The following is a 21378-nucleotide window of genomic DNA, read 5'->3' as shown; positions in this document are numbered from 1 at the left end:
GCATTGGCGATTGAGCCAGTCAGGGCGGTATGAGGCAGAGGCTTCATACCGGCTGTCGTTCTTTAACAATCAGGAAGAAGTAGTAAAGAGATTCACGAAAGCATGCCTGGAGATGGGTGTGTGAGTAGGTGAATCAGGGTTGTGATTGTATCGATGTATTTTAAAGGTGATCGAGAGATCGCTTTGGAATACGGCGCAACACGAATACTCAACCTGTAGCGAGTGCGTCTGTCCCCTCCGGGGATGGGACCCACGTAAGCGCTAAAGCGCTCACGTGGGTCGACCCAGAGACACACCCGTTATAGGGTCAAGCGAACAAGTGCATGTGGTGGATGCCTTGGCGATCACAGGCGATGAAGGACGCGGTAGCCTGCGAAAAGCTCCGGGGAGCTGGCAAACGAGCATTGATCCGGAGATGTCCGAATGGGGAAACCCACTCCTAATGGAGTATCCGCAGCTGAATCCATAGGCTGCGTGAGGCGAACGCGGTGAACTGAAACATCTAAGTAACCGCAGGAAAAGAAATCAACCGAGATTCCCAGAGTAGTGGCGAGCGAAATGGGATCAGCCGGTACACGTTATCTGTATTGTTAGTCGAACGCTCTGGAAAGTGCGGCCATAGCAGGTGATAGCCCTGTAGACGAAAACAGCATGGAAGAACTGGGTGTACGAGAAGTAGGGCGGGACACGTGAAATCCTGTCTGAAGATGGGGGGACCATCCTCCAAGGCTAAATACTCGTGATCGACCGATAGTGAACCAGTACCGTGAGGGAAAGGCGAAAAGAACCCCGGGAGGGGAGTGAAACAGATCCTGAAACCGCATGCATACAAACAGTCGGAGCCTCTGCGAAGGGGTGACGGCGTACCTTTTGTATAATGGGTCAGCGACTTACATTCAGTGGCGAGCTTAACCGATTAGGGCAGGCGTAGCGAAAGCGAGTCCGAACAGGGCGTCCAGTCGCTGGGTGTAGACCCGAAACCAGGTGATCTATCCATGGCCAGGTTGAAGGCACGGTAACACGTGCTGGAGGACCGAACCCACTAACGTTGAAAAGTTAGGGGATGAGCTGTGGATAGGGGTGAAAGGCTAAACAAACCTGGAAATAGCTGGTTCTCTCCGAAAACTATTTAGGTAGTGCCTCGTGTATCACCTTCGGGGGTAGAGCACTGTCATGGTTGTGGGGTCCATTGCGGATTACTACGCCATAGCAAACTCCGAATACCGAAGAGTGCAATCACGGGAGACAGACATCGGGTGCTAACGTCCGGTGTCAAGAGGGAAACAACCCAGACCGCCAGCTAAGGTCCCCAAATATGGCTAAGTGGGAAACGAAGTGGGAAGGCTAAAACAGTCAGGAGGTTGGCTTAGAAGCAGCCATCCTTTAAAGAAAGCGTAATAGCTCACTGATCGAGTCGTCCTGCGCGGAAGATGTAACGGGGCTAAGCCATATACCGAAGCTGCGGATGCACAGTAATGTGCATGGTAGGAGAGCGTTCCGTAAGCCTGCGAAGGTGCACTGGAAAGTGTGCTGGAGGTATCGGAAGTGCGAATGCTGACATGAGTAGCGATAAAGGGGGTGAAAGGCCCCCTCGCCGTAAGCCCAAGGTTTCCTACGCAACGTTCATCGGCGTAGGGTGAGTCGGCCCCTAAGGCGAGGCAGAAATGCGTAGCTGATGGGAAGCAGATTAATATTTCTGCACCATTGTGAAATGCGATGGGGGGACGGATCGCGGAAGGTTGTCCGGGTGTTGGAAGTCCCGGTCCTTGCATTGGAGAAGGCGCTTTGGCAAATCCGGGCGCGTAATTCAAGGGTGCGAGGCGAGCCACTTCGGTGGCGAAGCAACTGGAAGGGGTTCCAGGAAAAGCCTCTAAGCTTCAGTTTCACAGTGACCGTACCGCAAACCGACACAGGTGGGCGAGATGAGTATTCTAAGGCGCTTGAGAGAACTCGGGAGAAGGAACTCGGCAAATTGGTACCGTAACTTCGGGATAAGGTACGCCCTGGTAGCCTGACTGGCCTGCGCCAGAAGGGTGAAGGGGTTGCAATAAACTGGTGGCTGCGACTGTTTAATAAAAACACAGCACTCTGCAAACACGAAAGTGGACGTATAGGGTGTGACGCCTGCCCGGTGCCGGAAGATTAAATGATGGGGTGCAAGCTCCTGATTGAAGTCCCGGTAAACGGCGGCCGTAACTATAACGGTCCTAAGGTAGCGAAATTCCTTGTCGGGTAAGTTCCGACCTGCACGAATGGCGTAACGATGGCCACACTGTCTCCTCCCGAGACTCAGCGAAGTTGAAGTGTTTGTGATGATGCAATCTCCCCGCGGCTAGACGGAAAGACCCCATGAACCTTTACTGTAGCTTTGCATTGGACTTTGAACCGGTCTGTGTAGGATAGGTGGGAGGCTATGAAGCGTGGACGCCAGTCTGCGTGGAGCCGTCCTTGAAATACCACCCTGATCTGTTTGAGGTTCTAACCTTGGCCCGTGATCCGGGTCGGGGACCGTGCATGGTAGGCAGTTTGACTGGGGCGGTCTCCTCCCAAAGTGTAACGGAGGAGTACGAAGGTACGCTAGGTACGGTCGGAAATCGTGCTGATAGTGCAATGGCATAAGCGTGCTTGACTGTGAGACTGACAAGTCGAACAGGTGCGAAAGCAGGTCATAGTGATCCGGTGGTTCTGTATGGAAGGGCCATCGCTCAACGGATAAAAGGTACTCTGGGGATAACAGGCTGATACCGCCCAAGAGTTCATATCGACGGCGGTGTTTGGCACCTCGATGTCGGCTCATCTCATCCTGGGGCTGTAGCCGGTCCCAAGGGTATGGCTGTTCGCCATTTAAAGAGGTACGTGAGCTGGGTTTAAAACGTCGTGAGACAGTTTGGTCCCTATCTGCCGTGGGCGCTGGATATTTGAAGGGGGCTGCTCCTAGTACGAGAGGACCGGAGTGGACGAACCTCTGGTGTACCGGTTGTCACGCCAGTGGCATCGCCGGGTAGCTATGTTCGGAAGAGATAACCGCTGAAAGCATCTAAGCGGGAAACTCGCCTTAAGATGAGATATCCCCGGGGCTTCGAGCCCCTTGAAGGGTCGTTCAAGACCAGGACGTTGATAGGTCAGGTGTGCACGTACAGTAATGTACTGAGCTAACTGATACTAATTGCCCGTAAGGCTTGATCCTATAACAGGTGTGTCTCGACCCGCGTTAGTGCTTCAGCACTTGCGCGGGTCCGATCCCCGAAGGGGATTGGTGTGAACTCCCGCGGGAGCTAACAGAAACGCACGGTTGGGATTCAGTGTTGTGCCAGAAACAACACAACCCCCACACGAATCCTTTACGCTTCTTCCCGATTGGCTGTGGCGCAACCGGTTGACTCCAACCCCTGCGACGCAGCAACCCGTCATGCCTGATGACCATAGCGAGTCGGTCCCACCCCTTCCCATCCCGAACAGGACCGTGAAACGACTCCACGCCGATGATAGTGCGGATTGCCCGTGTGAAAGTAGGTAATCGTCAGGCTCCCCCCAGGTCAGAAACCCCACCCGCCGCGGTGGGGTTTTTGCGTTTACGCGGCCCAAATCAACAGCAACATCGACAGAGATGATTGTAAGGTAAGCGCCCGGTGAGCAAGCACCTCACGACGACCGTCGTAGACGGCGGCGAGAACCGACATCAAAGTGGTGCCCATCATTTTCGATTTGATGGACATCACTGTGACAGAGTCGGAAGCCAGGCCGGGTAGCCGCAAGGGACGCCCGAATTATGATCGCGAGTTTCGACGCCGGCTTGCGGCCGCGGCATGTGAGCCTGGTGCGTCGGTCGCGAAGCTGGCGCGGGACAATGGCATCAATGCAAACATGCTGTTTGCCTGGCGGCGTCGCTATCGCGAGCAATTGCAGGCGGAAACGACGTGCCTGATTCCAGTGGCGGTGGTTCATGAGACGCCGCCGCAGCGCCTGGCGATGCCCCCGGATGCAAGGGACGTCTGCAACCGGACTGGACGAGCCGGGACGATCGAGATTCGGTTCGGTGACGTGGTAGTCAAGGTCGACGGCGTCGTCGACGCCGACACGCTACGGATCGTACTGGGGAGCGTGCGATCGTGATCTCTCTACCCACGGGTACACGCGTCTGGCTGGTGGCAGGCGTCACCGACATGCGCTGCGGGTTCCAGGGGCTGGCGGCGAAGGTGCAGACGGCGCTCGAGGACAATCCGCTGGGTGGCAACGTGTTCATCTTCCGGGGCCGGCGCGGCGATCTCGTGAAGGTCATGTGGGCGACCGAAGACGGGCTCTGGCTTCTTGCGAAGCGGCTTGAGCGTGGTCGCTTCGTCTGGCCACACGCCGATGGCGGCAAGGTCCATCTGACGGCGGCGCAACTGTCGATGTTGCTCGAAGGCATCGATTGGCGGCAGCCGCGTCGTACGGCTGCGCTGTCGATGTTGTAAACCGCGAGGAAGGCTCGTAAACTGCGCCACATGTCGAACGGCGCTGAACTTCCTGACGATGTTGCAACCCTGCGGGCCTTGCTGGTCGAGGCGCGTGCCCAGCTTGCCGAGCGCGATCTGGAGATCGGGCGGCTCAAGGCGCAGATCGACAGGCTCAAGCGCATGCAGTTCGGCCGCAAGTCCGAGCAGTTGGACCGGGAGGTCGCGCGGCTCGAAACCGCGCTCGAGGACTTGACCGGTGAGCGTGGTGTCGCTGACGTGCGACGCGCCCACGAATCAGGCGCGAGCACGCCTGTGGGCGACGCATCGCCGAAAGAAGCGCTGCCGCCGCATCTGCCACGCGAAGAACGCGTACTCGACGCCGACGCGACCTGCCCGAAGTGCGGCAGCGCCATGCAGCCGCTCGGAGAAGACGTGTCCGAGCAGCTCGCCCGCGTCGCGGCAATGTTCAAGGTGATCCGCACGATCCGGCGCAAGACGGTCTGTCCGTGCGGCCACCACTTCTCGCAGCCGTCCATGCCCGGCCTGCCGATCACGCGCAGCATTGCCCATCCGAGCCTGCTGGCCGACATCCTCGTCTCGAAGTACGCTGACCACGCGCCGTTGTACCGGCAGTCGCAGATTGCCGCGCGCGACGGCGTGAAGCTGGATCCGGCCAGCATGGGACGCTGGGTCGGCCAGTGCGAGGCCCTTTGCGTGCCGCTGACCGAGGCGCTGCGCCGCCACACGATGGCACCGTCGAAGCTGCACGCGGATGACACGCCGATCCCGGTGCTCGAACCGGGCAGGAAGAAGACAAGGACCGGGCGACTGTGGGTATATGTGCGCGATGACACCCGTTCGGGCTCGACCGAACCGGCCGCGGTGTGGTTTGCTTACTCGCCCGACCGCAAAGGCATCCACCCCCAGACCCATCTCGCTGGATTCGAGGGCATCCTGCAGGCCGACGCCTACAGTGGCTTCAACGAACTGTACGAGAGCGGCAAGATCCGTGAAGCTGCATGCTGGGATCACGCGAGACGGTACCTCTACGACGTACACGCTCGCACGCCTACCGAGGCGACCCGAGAGGTGCTCGAACTGATCGGCGAACTTTACGGCATCGAGGCCGACATCCGCGGCAAACCAGCCGCTGAACGGCTGTGCGTGCGGCAGGAGAAAAGCGTGCCGCTGCTCGCGACCATCAGGACGTGGATGACGGACAAGCTCGCAACGCTGTCGAAGAAATCCGAACTGGCCAAAGCGATCCGTTACTCGCTCAACCAGTGGGACGCGCTCGCGCTGTACTGCGAAGAGGGTCGTGCTGAGATCAGCAACGCCCTGGCCGAAAACGCGCTGCGCTGTGTGAGTCTGGGCCGCAAGAACTTCCTGTTCGCCGGCTCCGACAGCGGAGGCGAGCGGGCAGCCGCGATGTACGGTCTGATCGGCACATGCAAGCTCAACGGGATCAACCCGCGCGCCTACCTCGAATACGTCCTGACCCATATCGCTGACCATCCCATTAACCGCATCGACGAACTGTTGCCCTGGAACGTGGTCACGAAGCTGCCTCGGCAGTCTGGCCCATCGGCGTCTGCTGACACGTAACCCGATTCCCGATCATGCCTCACGCGGGCGCCGCGTTGCGGACGGCCGTCGCGAGGTGCTTACTTATTTGCGCCGATCGACGCCATCTCAACGACTGAGTCACGTTCGGGGTTAAGCGTCACGGCACCAACCGGTGTCCAGTTGCGCGTGTGACACGACCAGCGGGCCGGATTGCATGCGCGCGCCTTCACGTACAGTGCGTGACGTGCCGCGAGAAGCGCACGATCGTCGCCGGCATGACGCTGCGCAGGCGTCACGTAGCGGATGCCGCTATGACGATGCTCGAAGTTGTACCACTGCACGAAGCCGGCAGCCCAGTTGCGAGCAGCGTTCAGGTCCTCGAAGCCTGTGACCGGAAACTCCGGCCGGTACTTCGCGGTTCGGAACAGCGCCTCGGCGTAGGCGTTGTCGTCGCTGACACGGGGGCGTGAGTACGACGGCTTGACACCCAGCCAGTGGAGCATCGCCAGCACGGTCGTGGCCTTGAGCGTCGCACCGTTATCGCCGTGCAGCACCGGCCGGGTCTCAAGGACGGCAATGCCTTCGGAGAGCGCCGTACGACGCACGAGATGAGCAGCGTGTTCGGCCGCGTCGCTGTCGTGCACCTCCCAGCCGACAATCTTGCGGCTATACAGGTCCAGGATCAGGTACAGGTGGAACCATCGACCTGTTACCGTTGCCGGCAGAAACGTCATGTCCCAGCACCACACCTGGAGCGGCGCCGTTGCGACGTGCGTGGTCGGCGGCCGGGCGCTCGAAGGCGTTCTGGCACGACCACGGCGCGTCATCTGCCCATGCTCGCGCAGCACGCGCGCAAAGGTCGATTCGCTGGCGATGTACACGCCTTCGTCAGCCAGCATCGGCACGATACGCGCCGGTGGCATGTCGGCAAAGCGTGGCTCGTTGGCTATGCGCAGCACGTTTGCCCGCTCCTGCGGGCTCAGGGTGTGCGCGGGCAGTGGGCGCATCGCGCCGGGCCTGGCGTCGCCCTTGACGAGCCCCTGATGGGCCTTCCAGCGTTCGCACATCGATTCCGGCGACCTCGCAGGCCAGACGCAACCGTGCGCCAGCCCGATTGGCCGATTCGATTTCCCGGGCCAGCCGCTGGCGATCCTCGAGGCCGATCATTCGTCCTCGCCCTTGTCCGTGTTGAATCCGCCCAGTATTGCAGCGGCCTGTTTCAGGATACGTTGAAGGCCTACGGCATGCGTTCGTCGATGAGCCGACGCGGTGATTGTTGGGATAATGCGCCGACGGAAAGTCTCTGGGGTTCGCTGAAGGTGGCGCGCATGCACGGACGACACTTCGCCACCCGGCGTGCCGCAATGGATGAGGTGATTGACTGGCTGGGCTTTTACAACGCACGCCGGTTACACTCAACGCTCGACTACGTCAGCCCCATGACATTCGACAAGAACTGGTTCGCGACTCAGCAAGGCGAAGCCGCATAATTCCCCCAGCTATGGGATTCGCCAAACGGGGGCAAGGTCAAAGGAAGGGCGTCGTTTATGGACCGGATACACTCAACAACGAACAGATGAGTCTGCTTGAGGAAGCGATCGACGCCGACCTGGCCGCCATCGAGATAGAACTCGAACAGCTCGAGCCCACACGGAAGCGGCAACACGGGCAGCCGAAGCGCGCCCCCTTGCCGCAGCAATCGCCGCGTATCGATATCCATCACGAACCGGACAGCACGGTCTGCCAGCGCGGCTGCGAGCGCGTGCGTATCGGCGAAGACATCAGCGAGAAGCTGGACTACGCACAGGGCGTCTTCACGGTGGAGCGGCACATTCGGGGTAATTGGGTGTGTCGCAATTGCGAGACGCTCGTTCAGGCACCGGTGCCCGCGCACGTCATCGACAAGGGCATTCGACCACCGGACTTCTCGCCTCGGTACCGGTCGGCAAATTTGCAGATCACTTGCCGCTGTATCGTCAGGAGCAGATCTATGCGCGCGCGGGACTGGCAATACCAAGGTCCACGTTAGGCGCCTGGTGGGCACATGTGGCGCGCAGTTGCAGCCATTGGTCGACGCCCTTCATCGAGAGATCCTGCAGCAAGGTGTCTTGCACGCGGACGAAACCCCGGTGCAAACGCTCAGTCCCGGCAAGGGCAAGACACATAGGGCTTATCTGTGGGCGTATACGCCTACGCAATTCAGCAACCTGCGCGCGGTGGTCTACGATTTCGCCAACAGCCGGGCCGGGGAGCATGCGCGCACGTTCCTGAACGGTTGGCACGGCAAGCTGGTGTGTGACGACTACGGCGGCTATAAGGCCTCATTCCTCTAGGGCATCACCGAAATCGGCTGCGCAGCTCACGCAAGGCGCAAGTTCTTCGAGCTGCATGCCAATCACAGCAGTCAGGTGGCTGAGCAGGCGTTGCCGTTCTTCACCGAGCTCTACAACATCGAATGCGATGCCGCGGCGCTTGATATCGACGCACGACACCGGCATCGGCAGAGCCGCGCCAAACCGGTGTGCGACGCCCTTCACGAATGGATGGTGGTGCAACGCAAGCTGGTATCGGCACGTTCGGCGATTGCGAAAGCGCTGGACTACAGCCTCAAACGCTGGGAGGCGCTTACGCGCTATCTCGATGACGGGCACGTGCCCATAGACAACAATTAGCTCGGAAACCAGATCCGTCCATGGGGCCATCGGCAGGGCCAACTGATTGATCGCCGGGTCGCTGCGCGCTGGCCAAAGTGCGGCCGCAATCATGAGCCTCATCCGCTCAGCGCAACTCAACGGTCACGAACCCCACGCATATCTGAAAGACATCGGGACACGGCTGCCCGCCCACAGGGCAAGCGACATCGCCGCATTGCTGCCACATAACTGGCAGCCTCTTACCGCTGTCGCCTGATTCACCGTTCGTCAACGTGGGTTCGCCAGCCGCTTACCGTACGCACGCAAGCCGCCGGATCATACGGAAGTCGCCTGTCCCTGCCACGGAAACGCGGTCAGCACCTGCCGGATCGCCATATCGAAGGGCGAGCGTCGGCCGATTCCGAGTACCTCTAAACGGCTCGATGCCAGATGACAGTTGTGCGGGCGCGGCGTCGCGTCGGTGGGTGTGCGCTGAGGCGTCAGACGCGCGTCGAGTTGCAACGCTTCTGCCAGGCGCACGGCGATCTCATACTTGTTCATCGGTTCGTCGCCCGACCATTGCACGATGCCAGAGATCGTTTCGCCGCGCGCGTGCCGCTCGAGCATCTGTCGGATCACGAAAGCGACATCGGGCGTGAACGTAGGATAGCGGATCGCCCAAGCGTCCATCCTGGCAGCCTGGGCCCCCGGAGCCGCCGCCGCTGCAATCGCCGGCACGAGGCTAGTCACGGCCGATTCCGACCAACTGACGGTCGGACCATATAGCAGCGGCAGACGCAGCACGCATCCGCCCTCGGCCGTGTCGGTCAGCGCTCGCTCGCCTTCGAGCTTGCTCTGTCCGTACGCGTTCAGTGGCGCTGGTGTGCTGTCGTGACGATAGGGCGGGTGCGTGCCGTCGAACACGTAGTCGGTTGAGATCGACAGTGTCCACGCGCCGTGTCGGTTCGCCGCCCCGGCGATCATTCGCACAGCATCGACGTTCAGCGCGCGAGCAAGCGCCGGATCGCGCTCGCATACATCGGGACGGCGCTCCGCCGCGGCAATGACGACGGCATCCGGCGCTACGCGGTCGATGAAACTCTCGACCGCAAAGCTATCGCGAACATCCAACGCGACCATTCGCGGAGACGTTCGGCTACATGCGGTGGAGACGATCTGCCAGCCGGTCTGGCGCGCGAGTTCGTCGTTGAGCGCGCGGCCGAGCAATCCGGAACCGCCTATTACGGCAACCTTGAACATGCGCGGCACCTCAGCGCACAGACGTGACCGTGTATCCGGCTTCGTCAATCGCGGCCTTCAGCGCATCGACGGGTTGCGCCGACTCCACGAGCACGCGGCCGGTCGCGAGATCCACCTGAACCTGCGCGGCGGCGTCGTGCTCGCGAATCGCGCTCGTGACAGCGGCAACACAGTGCTGGCAGCTCATGCCTTCTACCTGGAGTTCGATTGTCATTGCAAAGACCTCGGCGGAATCAGATTGCGGATAGTCGAATTATGCCTCCCGTACCTTGTTTGAGTAGCTGACCTTCCCACCATGGGAAGGTGTAGGATCGATTGGAGTTCAGCCGCAACCTTGGGGAAACAGTCATGAACATAGGCGAAGCGGCCCGCGTGTCGGGCGTTACGGCAAAAATGATCCGCTATTACGAAAGTGTCGGCCTATTGACTGCGAAGGCGCGCACGAGTGCCGGTTATCGCGTGTATGGCCCGCAGGAAGTGCATTCCTTGCGCTTTATTCGCCAGGCTCGCCGCCTCGGATTTCTGGTCGAGGATATCCGGCGGCTGCTTGCTCTATGGCACGACCGCTCGCGTGCAAGTGCCGAAGTAAAGCGGATCGCGCTCGAACATGTCGCCGAACTCGATCGCCGCATCGCCGAACTGACGGACATGCGCGACACTCTCGCGCATCTGGCCGATCATTGCCATGGTGATGACCGGCCAGATTGTCCGATTATCGAGCGACTGGCGGACACCGATCTTGTATCGGGACAAGGTTGCCGTCCGCTTTAGCAGCTGATCGAAGTGCAACCCAGCCTGACGATTCTTAAGGTTCGAGCGATTTATGCACCGAAAGTGCGCATAAAATTGCGAAAATAACGTCCGCTTAAAGGTCGCCTCGATGAATCTTAATAAAATCAGGCGCTGGATTGCACCTTTCCAGTGCGTTATTCCAAAACGGAATGCCCGCCATGCGTGCATTTCACTCTTCCAGGTTGCACCTTAGGGCTATAATCCGGGTTAACCCTTTTACGGGAAATCCCTGATGTCAAATCACCGGGGATTCGATCTGATCCTTGGAGAACATGATGTTTGCATTCATTCTTGAGAAGCTCAGCACCTGGTTCGAGACTGCGGAACGTAGCCGTCGTGAGGCATATCTCGCATCGTCGTCGGATATCGTTCAGCTCGAACAGCGCATCCGTTCGCTCGAAACCAACGGCTATTCGCTGTAAGTTTCCGCCTTGAGTTTGACCTGACGTGGCCTGCTTTTGCGCGGCCATTGCAGTACCAATGTCGAGCCCCGTCAAAGCGGGGCTTTGTCGTATCTGGACATCGAAATCCGCGTATGCCTTCAACGTTTTTCGAGTGAACGGCGCAAGAAAGCTGCTGATGGCGAATATCGACTAGCTTCGTAACGCGGCCCGCGGTAATGTAAGGCGTTTTTCGCGCAAGACGGCATTCATAACCAATCGGGCTGTCCATGTCCTCCGTCCGTTCGCTGCAAACTTTCCGATCCGCGATGGCCGCAGCCGCCGTGGCGACGCTCGCCACCCTCTGCGCCGCGTCGGACGCATTCGCGGTGTCCGATAACGGGCGTCCTCCCGTGATCCTCGATACGCTTGGCGGCGTCAATAATGGCCAGAGCGGTACCGTACTGCTGAGTTCGCCGCCTGCGCCGGAGCCGATCGTCGCCGCGCCGCCAATCGCGGCACCGGTCGAGCTGCCTCCGGAATCGTCGCCGCCGTTCGTGGTTGCGCCGTATATCCAATTGCCGGCGGGTGGTGGCGTGCCGCCGCGGCCGATGCCTCGAGCGGTGCCCCTGCCGCAATAGGTACCGGCGGCGCGAAAGATCGTCGGCGGTGCTTCTGCACGGTCCCGTTTCTCTCCCATACGCCAGCCTGCCTCGCACCCGACAATCGCATTCGGGTTTGGGCGCATGGCGTCCGTGAAACCGTCCGACGACAATCGTTGCGCGCTTTGGCGCCGTGAGCTTCGATCTCGGCATGTGCGCCTGCGTCACTGCTTCGAACGGAAAACACGACAAGGAGACGTCACCATGCTCAATCAATGGACGCAGCGTGCGACGCGCACCTGCGTGATGCTGCTCGCACTGGCGGCGTTGCCGGGCGCTGGGTTCGCGAAGGACACGCCGGAAATGCCGACACTGACGATGGCCGTCGGCGGCTTACCTGGCCTCTACTATCTGCCGGTCCTCGCCGCACAGCAGCTCGGCTACTTCAAGGACGAAGGCCTGAACGTCACGCTCGAAGATTTCGCAGGCGGCTCGAAAGCGCTCGAAGCGGTGGTGGGCGGCAGCGCCGAAGTCGGCGCGGGCGCGTTCGAGCACACGTTGTTCATGCAGGCGAAGGGTCAGCACTATCGCGCGTTCGTGTTGATGGGCCGCGCACCGCAGATCGTGATCGGCGTGGTGAAGTCGAAGGCCGATCAGCTCAAGTCGCTCGCGGACTTCAAAGGCGCGAAGGTCGGCGTGAGCGCACCGGGTTCGTCGACGGATCTCGTGCTCACCGTTGCGTTGCGCAAGGCCGGCGTGCAGCGCAGCGACATTTCGGCGATCGGTGTCGGCAGCGGCGCGACGGTGCTGGCCGCGGTGGGCAGTGGGCAGATCGACGCGCTGTCCAATGTCGATCCAATGATGACCAAGCTCACGCGTAGCGGCGCCATCAAGGTGCTTGTGGATACGCGCACGGTGAAAGGCACGCAGGAGGTGTTCGGCGGCATGATGCCCGCGGCGACGCTTTACGCGGCCGAAAGCTTCATCCAGAAAAATCCGAAGACAACGCAGGCGCTGACCAACGCGATCGTGCGTGCGAATCATTGGCTGCAGACTGCGAGCGACGCGGATCTGCTGAAGATGGTGCCGCAAGCCTATCTATTGGGCGACCCGACGCTCTATCTCGACGCCTTTCACAACGTGCGCGACGCGTATTCGCCGGACGGACTTATGCCCGCTGATGGCCCGGCGACGTCGCTGCGCGCGTTGTCGTCGTTCGATAGCCGGCTCGATCCGAAAAAGATCGATCTGAGTGCTACTTATACGAACCAGTTCGCGAGCAAGGCGGCCGCGCAGTTCAAGTGAGCGTATGCGGAGATCGGGTTGCGCAAGACAGGTGACGGGGAACCGCGCGCGGCACGCTCACGCGCCGGTCATCACGCTCAATTGCCGCGATATTCGACGTTGAACGTCGCAGCCTTGTCCTCGCCGAGCGTTTTGACGAGCCATGGCATCTGATCCTTCAGCGTCTTGGCGAGCGTATACGGCGGATTCAGGATGAACATGCCGCTACCGAACAGCCCATGGCCGTCTTCCGGCGGATTGCTGACGGTCAGGCTGACGTGCAGCCAGTTGTCCTTCTGCAACTGCTTCAGTTGATCGGGAAAGCGCTGCGACTCGGGGCGCTTGACCTGCGGATACCAGATCGCATACGTGCCGGTCGGAAACCGCTTCAGACTTTCCTCGACACAGCGCAGCGTGCGCCCGTAATCGCGCTTGTCTTCATACGACGGGTCGAGCAGGATCAGCGCGCGACGCGGCGCCGGCGGCAACAGCGCGAGAATGCCGTCGAAGCCGTCGCCCGCATACAGCATTGCGCGTCGGCCCGCGTCGCGAAAATTGTGGCGCAGCACGTCGATTTCGGTGCTGTGCAATTCGAAGAGCCGCATACGATCCTGCGCGCGCAGCTGTCGCCACGCGAGATACGGCGAGCCCGGATAAAAATGCAACTGGCCATCGGCATTGAGCGCGCTGACTTCATCGACGTATTCGGCGAACAGCGGCGGCAGATCGTTGCGGCCCCACAGTTTCGCAATACCCGTCTCGAACTCGCCGGTCTTCGTCGCGTAGCCTTCCTTCAGCGAGTAAACGCCGGCGCCCGCGTGCGTGTCGATATACCAGTAGGCCTTGTCCTTCTGGCCAAGGTAGCGCAGGAGCTGCAACACGACGGCGTGTTTCAGAACGTCGGCGTGATTGCCGGCATGAAAGGCGTGGCGGTAGCTGAGCATGATGAGAGGACGCTGAGAGAGCGCAGGCTGGCCCGAAGGAGCCGGCGATGCGCGGTCGCGTATTGTACGCGACCGCGCGTGCCCGGTTAGGGCGCTGCGCGCGCGATTACTCGTGCGCGTCGCCGATGATCTCCTCGATCCGCTGCTTTATCTCTGGTGTGATGCGCTTGGCCACCTCGGCGGACTGCATGTTTTCGCCGATCTGTTCGACCCGCGAGGCGCCCGTGATCACCGTGCTGACATTCGGATTCTTCAAAATCCACGCGATCGCGAGCTGACCGACCGTGCAGCCGAGCTCGTCGGCGACCGCGCCGAGCTGGCCGACCACATTGTTCCGGGTCGGGTCCGTGAGCTGCTGACGCAGCCAGTCATAGCCCTGCAACTGCGCGCGACTGTCGGCTGGCACGCCGTCACGATATTTGCCAGTGAGCAGCCCCGATGCGAGTGGGCTCCACGTGGTCAGGCCGAGGCCGATGTCCTCGTAGAGCCGTTTGTATTCCTGCTCGACGCGTTTGCGGTGAAACAGGTTGTATTGCGGCTGCTCCATGACCGGCTTGTGCAGATGATGCCGCTCGGCGATTCCATAGGCGGCGCGAATCTCGTCGGCGCTCCATTCCGAGGTGCCCCAGTACAGCGCCTTGCCGCGCGCGATCATGTCGCTCATTGCCCACACCGTTTCCTCGACCGGCGTGTTCGGGTCCGCACGATGACAGAACACGAGATCCACATAGTCGAGCTGCAGGCGCTTCAGCGACGCATCGATCGCGTTCATCAGGTACTTGCGGTTCAGCGTGCGGTACCGGTTCGGCGCTTCGTTGAGTCCCCAGAAGAATTTCGTCGACACGACGTAGCTCACGCGCGGCCACGCGAGCTCCTTCAACGCATGGCCCATGATTTCCTCGGATTTGCCGCCCGCGTAGACTTCGGCGTTGTCGAAGAAATTGACGCCCGCGTCGCGCGCCGCGGCAAGCGATTCGCGCGCGGCGCGGTGATCCACCTGGTTGCCGTACGTGACCCATGAGCCGATGGACAACTCGCTCACTTGCAGGCCCGAGCGGCCCAGACGTCGATAATTCATACATGTCTCCTGGTTGGCGATGCCACGGGAATGGAGCCCGGATTCAGCCCGAAAGCGTCCAGTTTAAAGAGATACGGTTCGATGTGCGTTTTACCTATGTCGTTCACAGGGTTCATGCACAATAGCAAAGTCGGCCGCCGCGCTGGATCCGCCGAACGGTCTATACCGTTTGGCCGACTTCTCGCCGCGCGCGGTCTCGTGGTCTCATTGCTCATCAACTGCATGGAGGTTCTGGATGTCGTCTGTGAACTCGAATCTGAACGGCAAGGTTGCCGTCGTCACTGGCGCCGCGAGCGGCATCGGCAAACAGATCGCGTTGACTCTGTCGGCCGCGGGTGCTGCGGTCGCGATCGCCGACCTGAACCAGGACGGCGCGAACGCCGTGGCTGAAGAAATCAGAAAGGGCGGCGGTAAGGCAATCGGCGTGGCAATGGACGTGACGAACGAAGATGCCGTCAACCAGGGGATCGACAAGGTCGCCGAGGAATTCGGTTCGATCGACATTCTCGTTTCCAACGCCGGCATCCAGATCGTCAATCCGATCGAAAACTATTCGTTCTCGGACTGGAAGAAGATGCAGGCCATTCACGTGGACGGCGCGTTCCTGACCACCAAGGCCGCGCTCAAGCACATGTACAAGGACAATCGCGGCGGCGTCGTGATTTACATGGGCTCGGTCCACTCGCATCTCGCCTCGCCGCTGAAGTCGGCGTACGTGACCGCGAAGCACGCTCTGCTGGGCCTGTCGCGCGTGCTTGCCAAGGAGGGCGCTGCGCATAATGTGCGTTCGCACGTCGTGTGTCCGGGCTTCGTGCGCACGCCGCTCGTCGACAAGCAGATTCCCGAGCAGGCGAAAGAACTCGGCATCAGCGAAGAGGACGTGATCAAGCGCGTGATGCTGGGCGGCACCGTCGACGGTATCTTCACGACGGTTGAAGACGTCGCGCAGACCGTGCTGTTCCTGTCAACGTTCCCGAGCGCGGCTCTGACCGGCCAGTCGTTCGTCGTGAGCCACGGCTGGTACATGCACTAAGGGGCCGTCCATGGCGCAACGCAATCTGAAGCGGGCGCGCGTGGGCGTGTCGGGCGACGGGGAGGGCGCGGGTCCGTCGGTCGCCGCCCGCCCGCGCCGGCATCCCCGGTTGCCCAACTACGAAACCGTCGCGCTGATGCTGCAAGGCGGCGGCGCGCTCGGCGCCTATCAGGCCGGCGTCTTTCAGGGACTTTACGAAGCCGGCATCGAACCGAACTGGATCGCGGGCATCTCGATCGGTGCACTGAATACGGCGATCATTGCGGGCAATCCACCGGGAAGACGCGTCGAGCGTCTGCTGCAATTCTGGGAGACGATCTGCCAGCCGGCGTTCGGGGCGCCCTTGCCAGCTCCGATCGAACACCTGCTGTTCAATTCGAGCGAAGCGGTGCGCAAGGCATTTACGGCAGCGCAGGCAATGAGCGCGATCGTCGAAGGGCAAAAGGGCTTTTTCGTGCCGCGTTTCCCACCGCCGTTGCCCACTGTGTCCGGTCCGCCTCAATTGGCGAGCTACTACGACACCACGCCGCTGAAGGCCACGCTCGAGTCGCTGTGTGATTTCGACCGGATTAATTCCGGCGAAACACGCGTGTCGGTGGGCGCGGTGAATTGCGGCACGGGCAATTTCGCGTACTTCGACAATACCCACACCACGCTCAGGCCCGAGCATTTCATAGCGTCTGGCGCGTTGCCGCCGGGCTTCGCGGCCGTCGAGATCGACGGTCAGTTCTACTGGGACGGCGGGCTGATGTCGAATACGCCGCTCTACGAGGTACTCCAGTCCACGCCGCGTCGCGACACGCTCGCGTTTCAGGTCGACCTATGGAGTGCGATCGGGCCGGTGCCGGACAACATCACCGACGTGCAGGGCCGCATGAAAGACATCCAGTATTCGAGCCGTACGCGTCTCGTGACCGACATGCTGCAGCGCTCGCAGCGTTTCCGTCACGTACTGCGCGAGGTGCTGGACCGTGTGCCAGAAGACCAACGCGACGATCCGTGGTGCAAGCTGGCCGAAGATCTGTCGTGTTCAAGGCGCTACAACGTGATTCACCTGATCTATCGGCACAAGGAATACGAAGGACACTACAAGGACTTTCAATTCGGTCTGTCGACGATGCGCGAGCATTGGCGAAGCGGTCTTGAAGATATTCTCCGTTCTCTCGAGCAGCCCGACTGGCTCGATATGCCGGAAAACGATGCCGGGTTCGTCACGCACGATATTCATCGGGATTCGCGCTGATTCCTCGCGGAGAGCCCCGACGCTGCGCCAACCAAGGCCGAACCGTCAGAAAATAAAAAAACGGCGCCCTTTCAGAAAAGGGCGCCGTTTTTATAGGGGTGGCAGCGGCGAACCTGCTGCACTTGCACGGCAGACCTGCTCGCCGTGAATCGCCTTACTTCAGCACGTGAGCAATCGCGGTGGCGACGACGTCGAGGTTGCGCGTATTGAGCGCAGCCACGCAGATGCGGCCCGTGCTGACTGCATAGATACCGAACTCTTCGCGCAGACGGTCCACTTGCGGTGCCGTCAGACCCGAGTACGAGAACATGCCGCGCTGTGCATTCACGAAGCCGAAGTCACGATCAACGCCGCTTGCCTTCAGACGCTCGACGAGACCATTGCGCATCGCGCGGATGCGGTCGCGCATTTCGCCCAGTTCGCTTTCCCACGTCGCGCGCAGTTCCGGCGATGCGAGCACGGCCGCGACCACCGAGCCGCCGTGCGTCGGCGGGTTCGAGTAGTTGGTGCGGATCACGCGTTTCAGTTGCGACAGCACGCGCGCCGCTTCTTCCTTGCTCGCGGTGATGATCGACAGTGCGCCGACGCGCTCGCCGTACAGCGAGAACGACTTCGAGAACGACGAAGACACGAACACGTTCAGTTCCTGCGCCGCGAACAGACGCACGGCTGCCGCGTCCGCTTCGATGTTGTCGCCGAAGCCCTGATAGGCGATATCGAGGAACGGCACGAGGTTGCGCGCCTTGACGACCTCGACGACCTGCTTCCACTGCTCGACGCTCAGGTCGACGCCGGTCGGGTTATGGCAGCACGCGTGCAGCACGACGATCGTGCCCGCCTCATAGCTGTTCAGCGCGCTCAACATGCCGTCGAAGTTCACGCCGTGCGTCTGCGCGTCATAGTACGGATACGATTCGACGACGAAGCCCGCGCCTTCGAACAGCGCGCGGTGATTTTCCCAGCTCGGATCGCTGATCGCGACCTTGCTATTCGAATTCACGCGCTTCAGGAGGTCCGCGCCGATCTTCAGCGCGCCCGTGCCGCCCAGCGCCTGCGCCGTGGCGACGCGGCCGGCCGCGATCAGCGGCGAGTCGTTGCCGAGCAGCAGCTTTTGCACGGCGGCATCGTAAGCGGCGATACCTTCGATCGGCAGATAGCCACGCGGCAGCGCGGCTTCGACGCGAGCCTTTTCCGCCTCGCGCACGGCGCGCAGCAGCGGAATCTTGCCTTCTTCATTGAAGTACACGCCAACGCCGAGGTTGACCTTGGTGGCGCGCGTATCGGCGTTGAAAGCTTCGTTCAGGCCCAGAATCGGGTCGCGGGGAGCAAGTTCGACGGCGGAGAACAGAGACATGATGGGTGGGCAGCAGTAGTGAAAAGAGGGCGGCTTCGCGCGCGAGCGGTCTCATCTGGGGCGTCGGCGGCGTTTCGCGGGTGGGCGTGAGTTCGACGAAACGCGAAAATCGGGGACGGCCTATGGACAGCGGCGAGCGAGCGCAACTTCGCATTGTAGCGAATCCGGCCGCTTTTTTCGGACGACCGGACGGGCAAAAGGCAATTATTTGCTTGAAAAACAGGCACTGGGAGCATGTGGCAGCAAGGAATTCGAGCGGGCGTGGCGATGTCGACGACGCGAACGGGCCGAGGTGCGCTGTCCATTGGCGCTGATTGCGCGACGATGACGCGTGGCGTATAGGACACAGCCGGCGTGCGAGTTCGCGCTAACCCTTCAGGGCGCCCAAGTCCGCAAAGGGCCATGACACACCGGCGCCCAGGGCCGCCCTACGTAAGCCCGCTCGATCTTCGCTTTCCGCAACCCGTTAGAATGATCTTTTGCCCAAGGCCCGGTGCCGCCCTCATGTCCGAACACCATCTGACTGAAGCCGACGATACGCTCGACGAATCAAAATTCATCACGTTCGAAGGTTCACCGTTCAAGCTCTACCAGCCGTATCTGCCCGCCGGCGACCAGCCCACGGCCATCGACACGCTCGTCGAAGGCGTCGGCGACGGTCTCGCGTTCCAGACGCTGCTCGGCGTGACTGGCTCCGGCAAGACTTTCACGATGGCCAACACGATCGCGCGGCTCGGCCGCCCGGCGATCGTGTTCGCGCCGAACAAGACGCTCGCCGCGCAGCTGTATTCGGAGTTCCGCGAGTTCTTTCCGCGCAACGCGGTCGAGTACTTCGTCTCGTACTACGACTACTACCAGCCGGAAGCGTATGTGCCGCAGCGCGATCTGTTCATCGAGAAAGACTCGTCGATCAACGAGCATATCGAGCAGATGCGGCTATCGGCGACCAAGAGCCTGATGGAGCGACGCGACGTGGTGATCGTCGCGACAGTGTCTGCGATTTACGGTATCGGCAATCCGTCCGAATACCACCGGATGATCCTGACGTTGCGCACCGGCGACCGGCTCGGCCAGCGCGACGTCATCGCGCGGCTGATCGCGATGCAGTACAGCCGCAACGAAGCCGATTTCCAGCGCGGCTCGTTCCGCGTGCGCGGCGACACCATCGATATCTTCCCGGCCGAGCACGCTGAGATGGCGGTGCGCGTCGAGTTGTTCGACGACGAAATCGAAACACTGCAGCTATTCGATCCGCTCACCGGCCGCGTGCGACAGAAGATTCCGCGCTTTACCGTGTATCCGTCGTCGCACTACGTGACCCCGCGCGACACCGTGCTGCGCGCCGTCGAAACGATCAAGGCCGAGCTGCGCGAGCGCCTCGAATTCTTCTATAGCCAAGGCAAGCTCGTCGAGGCGCAGCGCCTCGAGCAGCGCACCCGCTTCGACCTCGAAATGCTGCAGGAGCTTGGTTTCTGCAAGGGCATCGAGAACTATTCGCGGCACTTCTCGGGCTCGGCGCCGGGCGAGCCGCCGCCGACGCTCGTCGATTACCTGCCGCCCGACGCGATCATGATGCTCGACGAATCGCACGTGCTGATTGGCCAGCTGAACGGCATGTACAACGGCGACCGCGCGCGCAAGGAAAACCTCGTCGACTACGGCTTCCGGCTGCCGTCGGCGCTCGACAACCGGCCGCTCAAGTTCAACGAGTTCGAGCGCAAGATGCGCCAGGTCGTGTTCGTGTCGGCGACGCCCGCCGATTACGAGAAGAGGACCGCGGGGCAGGTCGCCGAACAGCTGGTGCGGCCGACCGGCCTCGTCGATCCTGAAATCGAGGTGCGGCCGGCGCGCAGCCAGGTCGACGACGTGCTTGGCGAGATCAACGAGCGCATCAAGGCCGGCGACCGCGTGCTGGTCACGACGCTGACCAAGCGGATGGCCGAGCAGCTCACCGAGTTCCTGGCCGACCACGGCATCAAGGTGCGCTATCTGCATAGCGACATCGACACGGTCGAGCGCGTCGAAATCATCCGCGATCTGCGTCTCGGCGCGTTCGACGTGCTGGTCGGCATCAACCTGCTGCGCGAGGGGCTCGATATTCCCGAGGTATCTCTCGTCGCGATTCTCGACGCGGACAAGGAAGGCTTCCTGCGCGCCGAGCGTTCGCTGATCCAGACCATCGGCCGGGCGGCGCGTAACGTGAACGGCAAGGCGATTCTGTACGGGGACAACATCACGGACTCGATGCGTCGCGCGATCGACGAAACCGAGCGGCGCCGTGCGAAGCAGATCGCGTTCAACGCCGCGCACGGCATTACGCCGCGCGGCGTCGTGAAACGGATTCGCGACATCATCGATGGCGTGTACAACGTCGACGAAGCGCGCGCCGAGTTGAAGGAACAGCAAGCCCGCGCGAAGTTCGAGGACATGTCCGAGAAGCAGCTCGCCAAGGAGCTCAAGCGTCTCGAAAAGCAGATGATGGAGCACGCGAAGAATCTCGAATTCGAGAAGGCCGCGCAGACCCGCGACCAGCTAGCGCTGCTGCGTCAGCGCGTGTTCGGCGCGAACGTCGGCGACCACGTGTCGGGCGTCGAATAACTAACGCGTCCCTCCACCGCTTTTGTCCACCACGAAAGGGCGCGGCCATTCGCCGCGCCTGTTCACATCAGCCGGCGCTCAAGCTGCCGGTGAAGCCGTTGGCGCGGGACGCCTTGGCTGTGACTAATTCTGTTCTGTTTCCTCCCCCCGCACGAAGGTTTTCTTAAGCGGACCT

The 21378-nt window shown here is 61.2% G+C and carries 17 protein-coding genes, 2 rRNA genes and 3 pseudogenes; 16 read left to right on the top strand and 6 right to left on the bottom strand.

All coding sequences use genetic code 11. The features are described 5' to 3' along the window. Positions 1 to 305 precede the first annotated feature (305 nt). From OKW45_RS26225 to tnpC (OKW45_RS26205), 5 genes are all read left to right on the top strand, one after another. Positions 306 to 3187: ribosomal RNA gene (locus tag OKW45_RS26225) — 23S ribosomal RNA — on the top strand. Between the two features lie 225 nt (positions 3188 to 3412). Beyond that, a 5S ribosomal RNA gene (rrf, locus tag OKW45_RS26220) occupies positions 3413 to 3526 on the top strand. A 158-nt stretch (positions 3527 to 3684) separates the two neighbouring features. Beyond that, positions 3685 to 4113 (top strand): IS66-like element accessory protein TnpA, encoded by a 429-nt coding sequence (gene tnpA / locus OKW45_RS26215; protein WP_429471980.1) that lies wholly within the window; start codon positions 3685 to 3687, stop codon positions 4111 to 4113. Next, positions 4110 to 4454, top strand: a complete 345-nt coding sequence (gene tnpB / locus OKW45_RS26210) for an IS66 family insertion sequence element accessory protein TnpB (RefSeq protein ID WP_026225368.1) — start codon at positions 4110 to 4112, stop codon at positions 4452 to 4454. The genes tnpA and tnpB overlap by 4 nt, the downstream gene beginning before the upstream one ends. A 30-nt stretch (positions 4455 to 4484) precedes the next feature. Then, on the top strand, positions 4485 to 6041 hold the full coding sequence (gene tnpC / locus OKW45_RS26205; protein ID WP_429471978.1) for an IS66 family transposase: 1557 nt from the start codon (positions 4485 to 4487) through the stop codon (positions 6039 to 6041). 59 nt (positions 6042 to 6100) lie between these two features. Here the strand turns inward: tnpC (OKW45_RS26205) and OKW45_RS26200 are convergent. After that, positions 6101 to 7202, bottom strand: a pseudogene (locus OKW45_RS26200) (IS3 family transposase); the annotation flags it as partial. Between OKW45_RS26200 and OKW45_RS26195 the strand changes: the two are divergent. From OKW45_RS26195 to OKW45_RS26180, 4 genes and pseudogenes are all read left to right on the top strand, one after another. Then, positions 7199 to 7492: pseudogene (locus OKW45_RS26195) on the top strand (integrase core domain-containing protein); the annotation flags it as partial. The pseudogenes OKW45_RS26200 and OKW45_RS26195 overlap by 4 nt on opposite strands. Before the next feature lie 11 nt (positions 7493 to 7503). Further along, positions 7504 to 8031, top strand: coding sequence for an IS66 family transposase zinc-finger binding domain-containing protein (locus OKW45_RS26190; protein WP_429471976.1), 528 nt, complete (start codon positions 7504 to 7506; stop codon positions 8029 to 8031). Further along, a pseudogene (tnpC, locus tag OKW45_RS26185) lies at positions 7965 to 8674 on the top strand (IS66 family transposase). Before OKW45_RS26190 ends, tnpC (OKW45_RS26185) begins: the two are co-directional and overlap by 67 nt. A 91-nt stretch (positions 8675 to 8765) precedes the next feature. Next, the gene (locus OKW45_RS26180) at positions 8766 to 8912 is read left to right on the top strand and encodes a transposase domain-containing protein (RefSeq protein WP_429471975.1); all 147 of its coding nucleotides are present in this window, start codon (positions 8766 to 8768) and stop codon (positions 8910 to 8912) included. A 59-nt stretch (positions 8913 to 8971) separates the two neighbouring features. On the opposite strand, the gene OKW45_RS26175 is transcribed toward OKW45_RS26180, so the two are convergent. Together OKW45_RS26175 and OKW45_RS26170 are read right to left on the bottom strand one after the other, a co-directional pair. Then, positions 8972 to 9895 (bottom strand): dTDP-4-dehydrorhamnose reductase family protein, encoded by a 924-nt coding sequence (locus tag OKW45_RS26175; RefSeq protein ID WP_429471973.1) that lies wholly within the window; start codon positions 9893 to 9895, stop codon positions 8972 to 8974. 10 nt (positions 9896 to 9905) lie between these two features. Further along, positions 9906 to 10109, bottom strand: a complete 204-nt coding sequence (locus OKW45_RS26170; protein WP_018418652.1) for a heavy-metal-associated domain-containing protein — start codon at positions 10107 to 10109, stop codon at positions 9906 to 9908. A gap of 134 nt (positions 10110 to 10243) precedes the next feature. On the opposite strand from OKW45_RS26170, the gene cueR reads away from it, so the two are divergent. The 4 genes from cueR to OKW45_RS26150 all read left to right on the top strand — a co-directional run bounded on the left by cueR (position 10244) and on the right by OKW45_RS26150 (position 12974). After that, positions 10244 to 10666 (top strand): Cu(I)-responsive transcriptional regulator, encoded by a 423-nt coding sequence (gene cueR, locus OKW45_RS26165; protein WP_018418651.1) that lies wholly within the window; start codon positions 10244 to 10246, stop codon positions 10664 to 10666. Positions 10667 to 10962: 296 nt separating this feature from the next. Then, a complete protein-coding gene (locus tag OKW45_RS26160) occupies positions 10963 to 11109 on the top strand; it encodes a DUF3563 family protein (RefSeq protein WP_018418650.1) in 147 nt (48 codons plus the stop codon). Positions 11110 to 11396: 287 nt separating this feature from the next. Next, on the top strand, positions 11397 to 11708 hold the full coding sequence (locus OKW45_RS26155) for a hypothetical protein (RefSeq protein WP_429473363.1): 312 nt from the start codon (positions 11397 to 11399) through the stop codon (positions 11706 to 11708). A gap of 225 nt (positions 11709 to 11933) precedes the next feature. Beyond that, positions 11934 to 12974, top strand: a complete 1041-nt coding sequence (locus OKW45_RS26150; RefSeq protein ID WP_429471970.1) for an ABC transporter substrate-binding protein — start codon at positions 11934 to 11936, stop codon at positions 12972 to 12974. Positions 12975 to 13051: 77 nt separating this feature from the next. Here the strand turns inward: OKW45_RS26150 and OKW45_RS26145 are convergent, their stop codons facing one another. Beyond that, complete coding sequence (locus tag OKW45_RS26145) at positions 13052 to 13897, bottom strand: 23S rRNA (adenine(2030)-N(6))-methyltransferase RlmJ (RefSeq protein WP_429471968.1); 846 nt, start codon at positions 13895 to 13897, stop codon at positions 13052 to 13054. A gap of 106 nt (positions 13898 to 14003) precedes the next feature. Continuing rightward, positions 14004 to 14975, bottom strand: a complete 972-nt coding sequence (locus OKW45_RS26140; protein WP_429471966.1) for a potassium channel beta subunit family protein — start codon at positions 14973 to 14975, stop codon at positions 14004 to 14006. A gap of 235 nt (positions 14976 to 15210) precedes the next feature. On the opposite strand from OKW45_RS26140, the gene OKW45_RS26135 reads away from it, so the two are divergent. Both OKW45_RS26135 and OKW45_RS26130 read left to right on the top strand, forming a co-directional pair. Further along, complete coding sequence (locus tag OKW45_RS26135; protein WP_018418645.1) at positions 15211 to 16008, top strand: 3-hydroxybutyrate dehydrogenase; 798 nt, start codon at positions 15211 to 15213, stop codon at positions 16006 to 16008. A gap of 10 nt (positions 16009 to 16018) precedes the next feature. Further along, on the top strand, positions 16019 to 17251 hold the full coding sequence (locus tag OKW45_RS26130) for a DUF3734 domain-containing protein (RefSeq protein ID WP_429471964.1): 1233 nt from the start codon (positions 16019 to 16021) through the stop codon (positions 17249 to 17251). Between the two features lie 154 nt (positions 17252 to 17405). Here the strand turns inward: OKW45_RS26130 and OKW45_RS26125 are convergent, their stop codons facing one another. Beyond that, positions 17406 to 18605, bottom strand: a complete 1200-nt coding sequence (locus OKW45_RS26125) for an amino acid aminotransferase (RefSeq protein WP_429471962.1) — start codon at positions 18603 to 18605, stop codon at positions 17406 to 17408. 504 nt (positions 18606 to 19109) lie between these two features. Here OKW45_RS26125 and uvrB point away from each other — a divergent pair. Next, the gene (gene uvrB, locus OKW45_RS26120; protein ID WP_429471961.1) at positions 19110 to 21203 is read left to right on the top strand and encodes an excinuclease ABC subunit UvrB; all 2094 of its coding nucleotides are present in this window, start codon (positions 19110 to 19112) and stop codon (positions 21201 to 21203) included. The last annotated feature ends 175 nt before the right edge of the window (positions 21204 to 21378 follow it).

Source organism: Paraburkholderia lebeckiae, from assembly GCF_050436225.1.
Lineage (GTDB): Bacteria > Pseudomonadota > Gammaproteobacteria > Burkholderiales > Burkholderiaceae > Paraburkholderia > Paraburkholderia tuberum.
The sequence above is the reverse complement of the archived record's forward strand: the minus strand, read 5'-3'. Positions and strand labels throughout refer to the sequence as shown.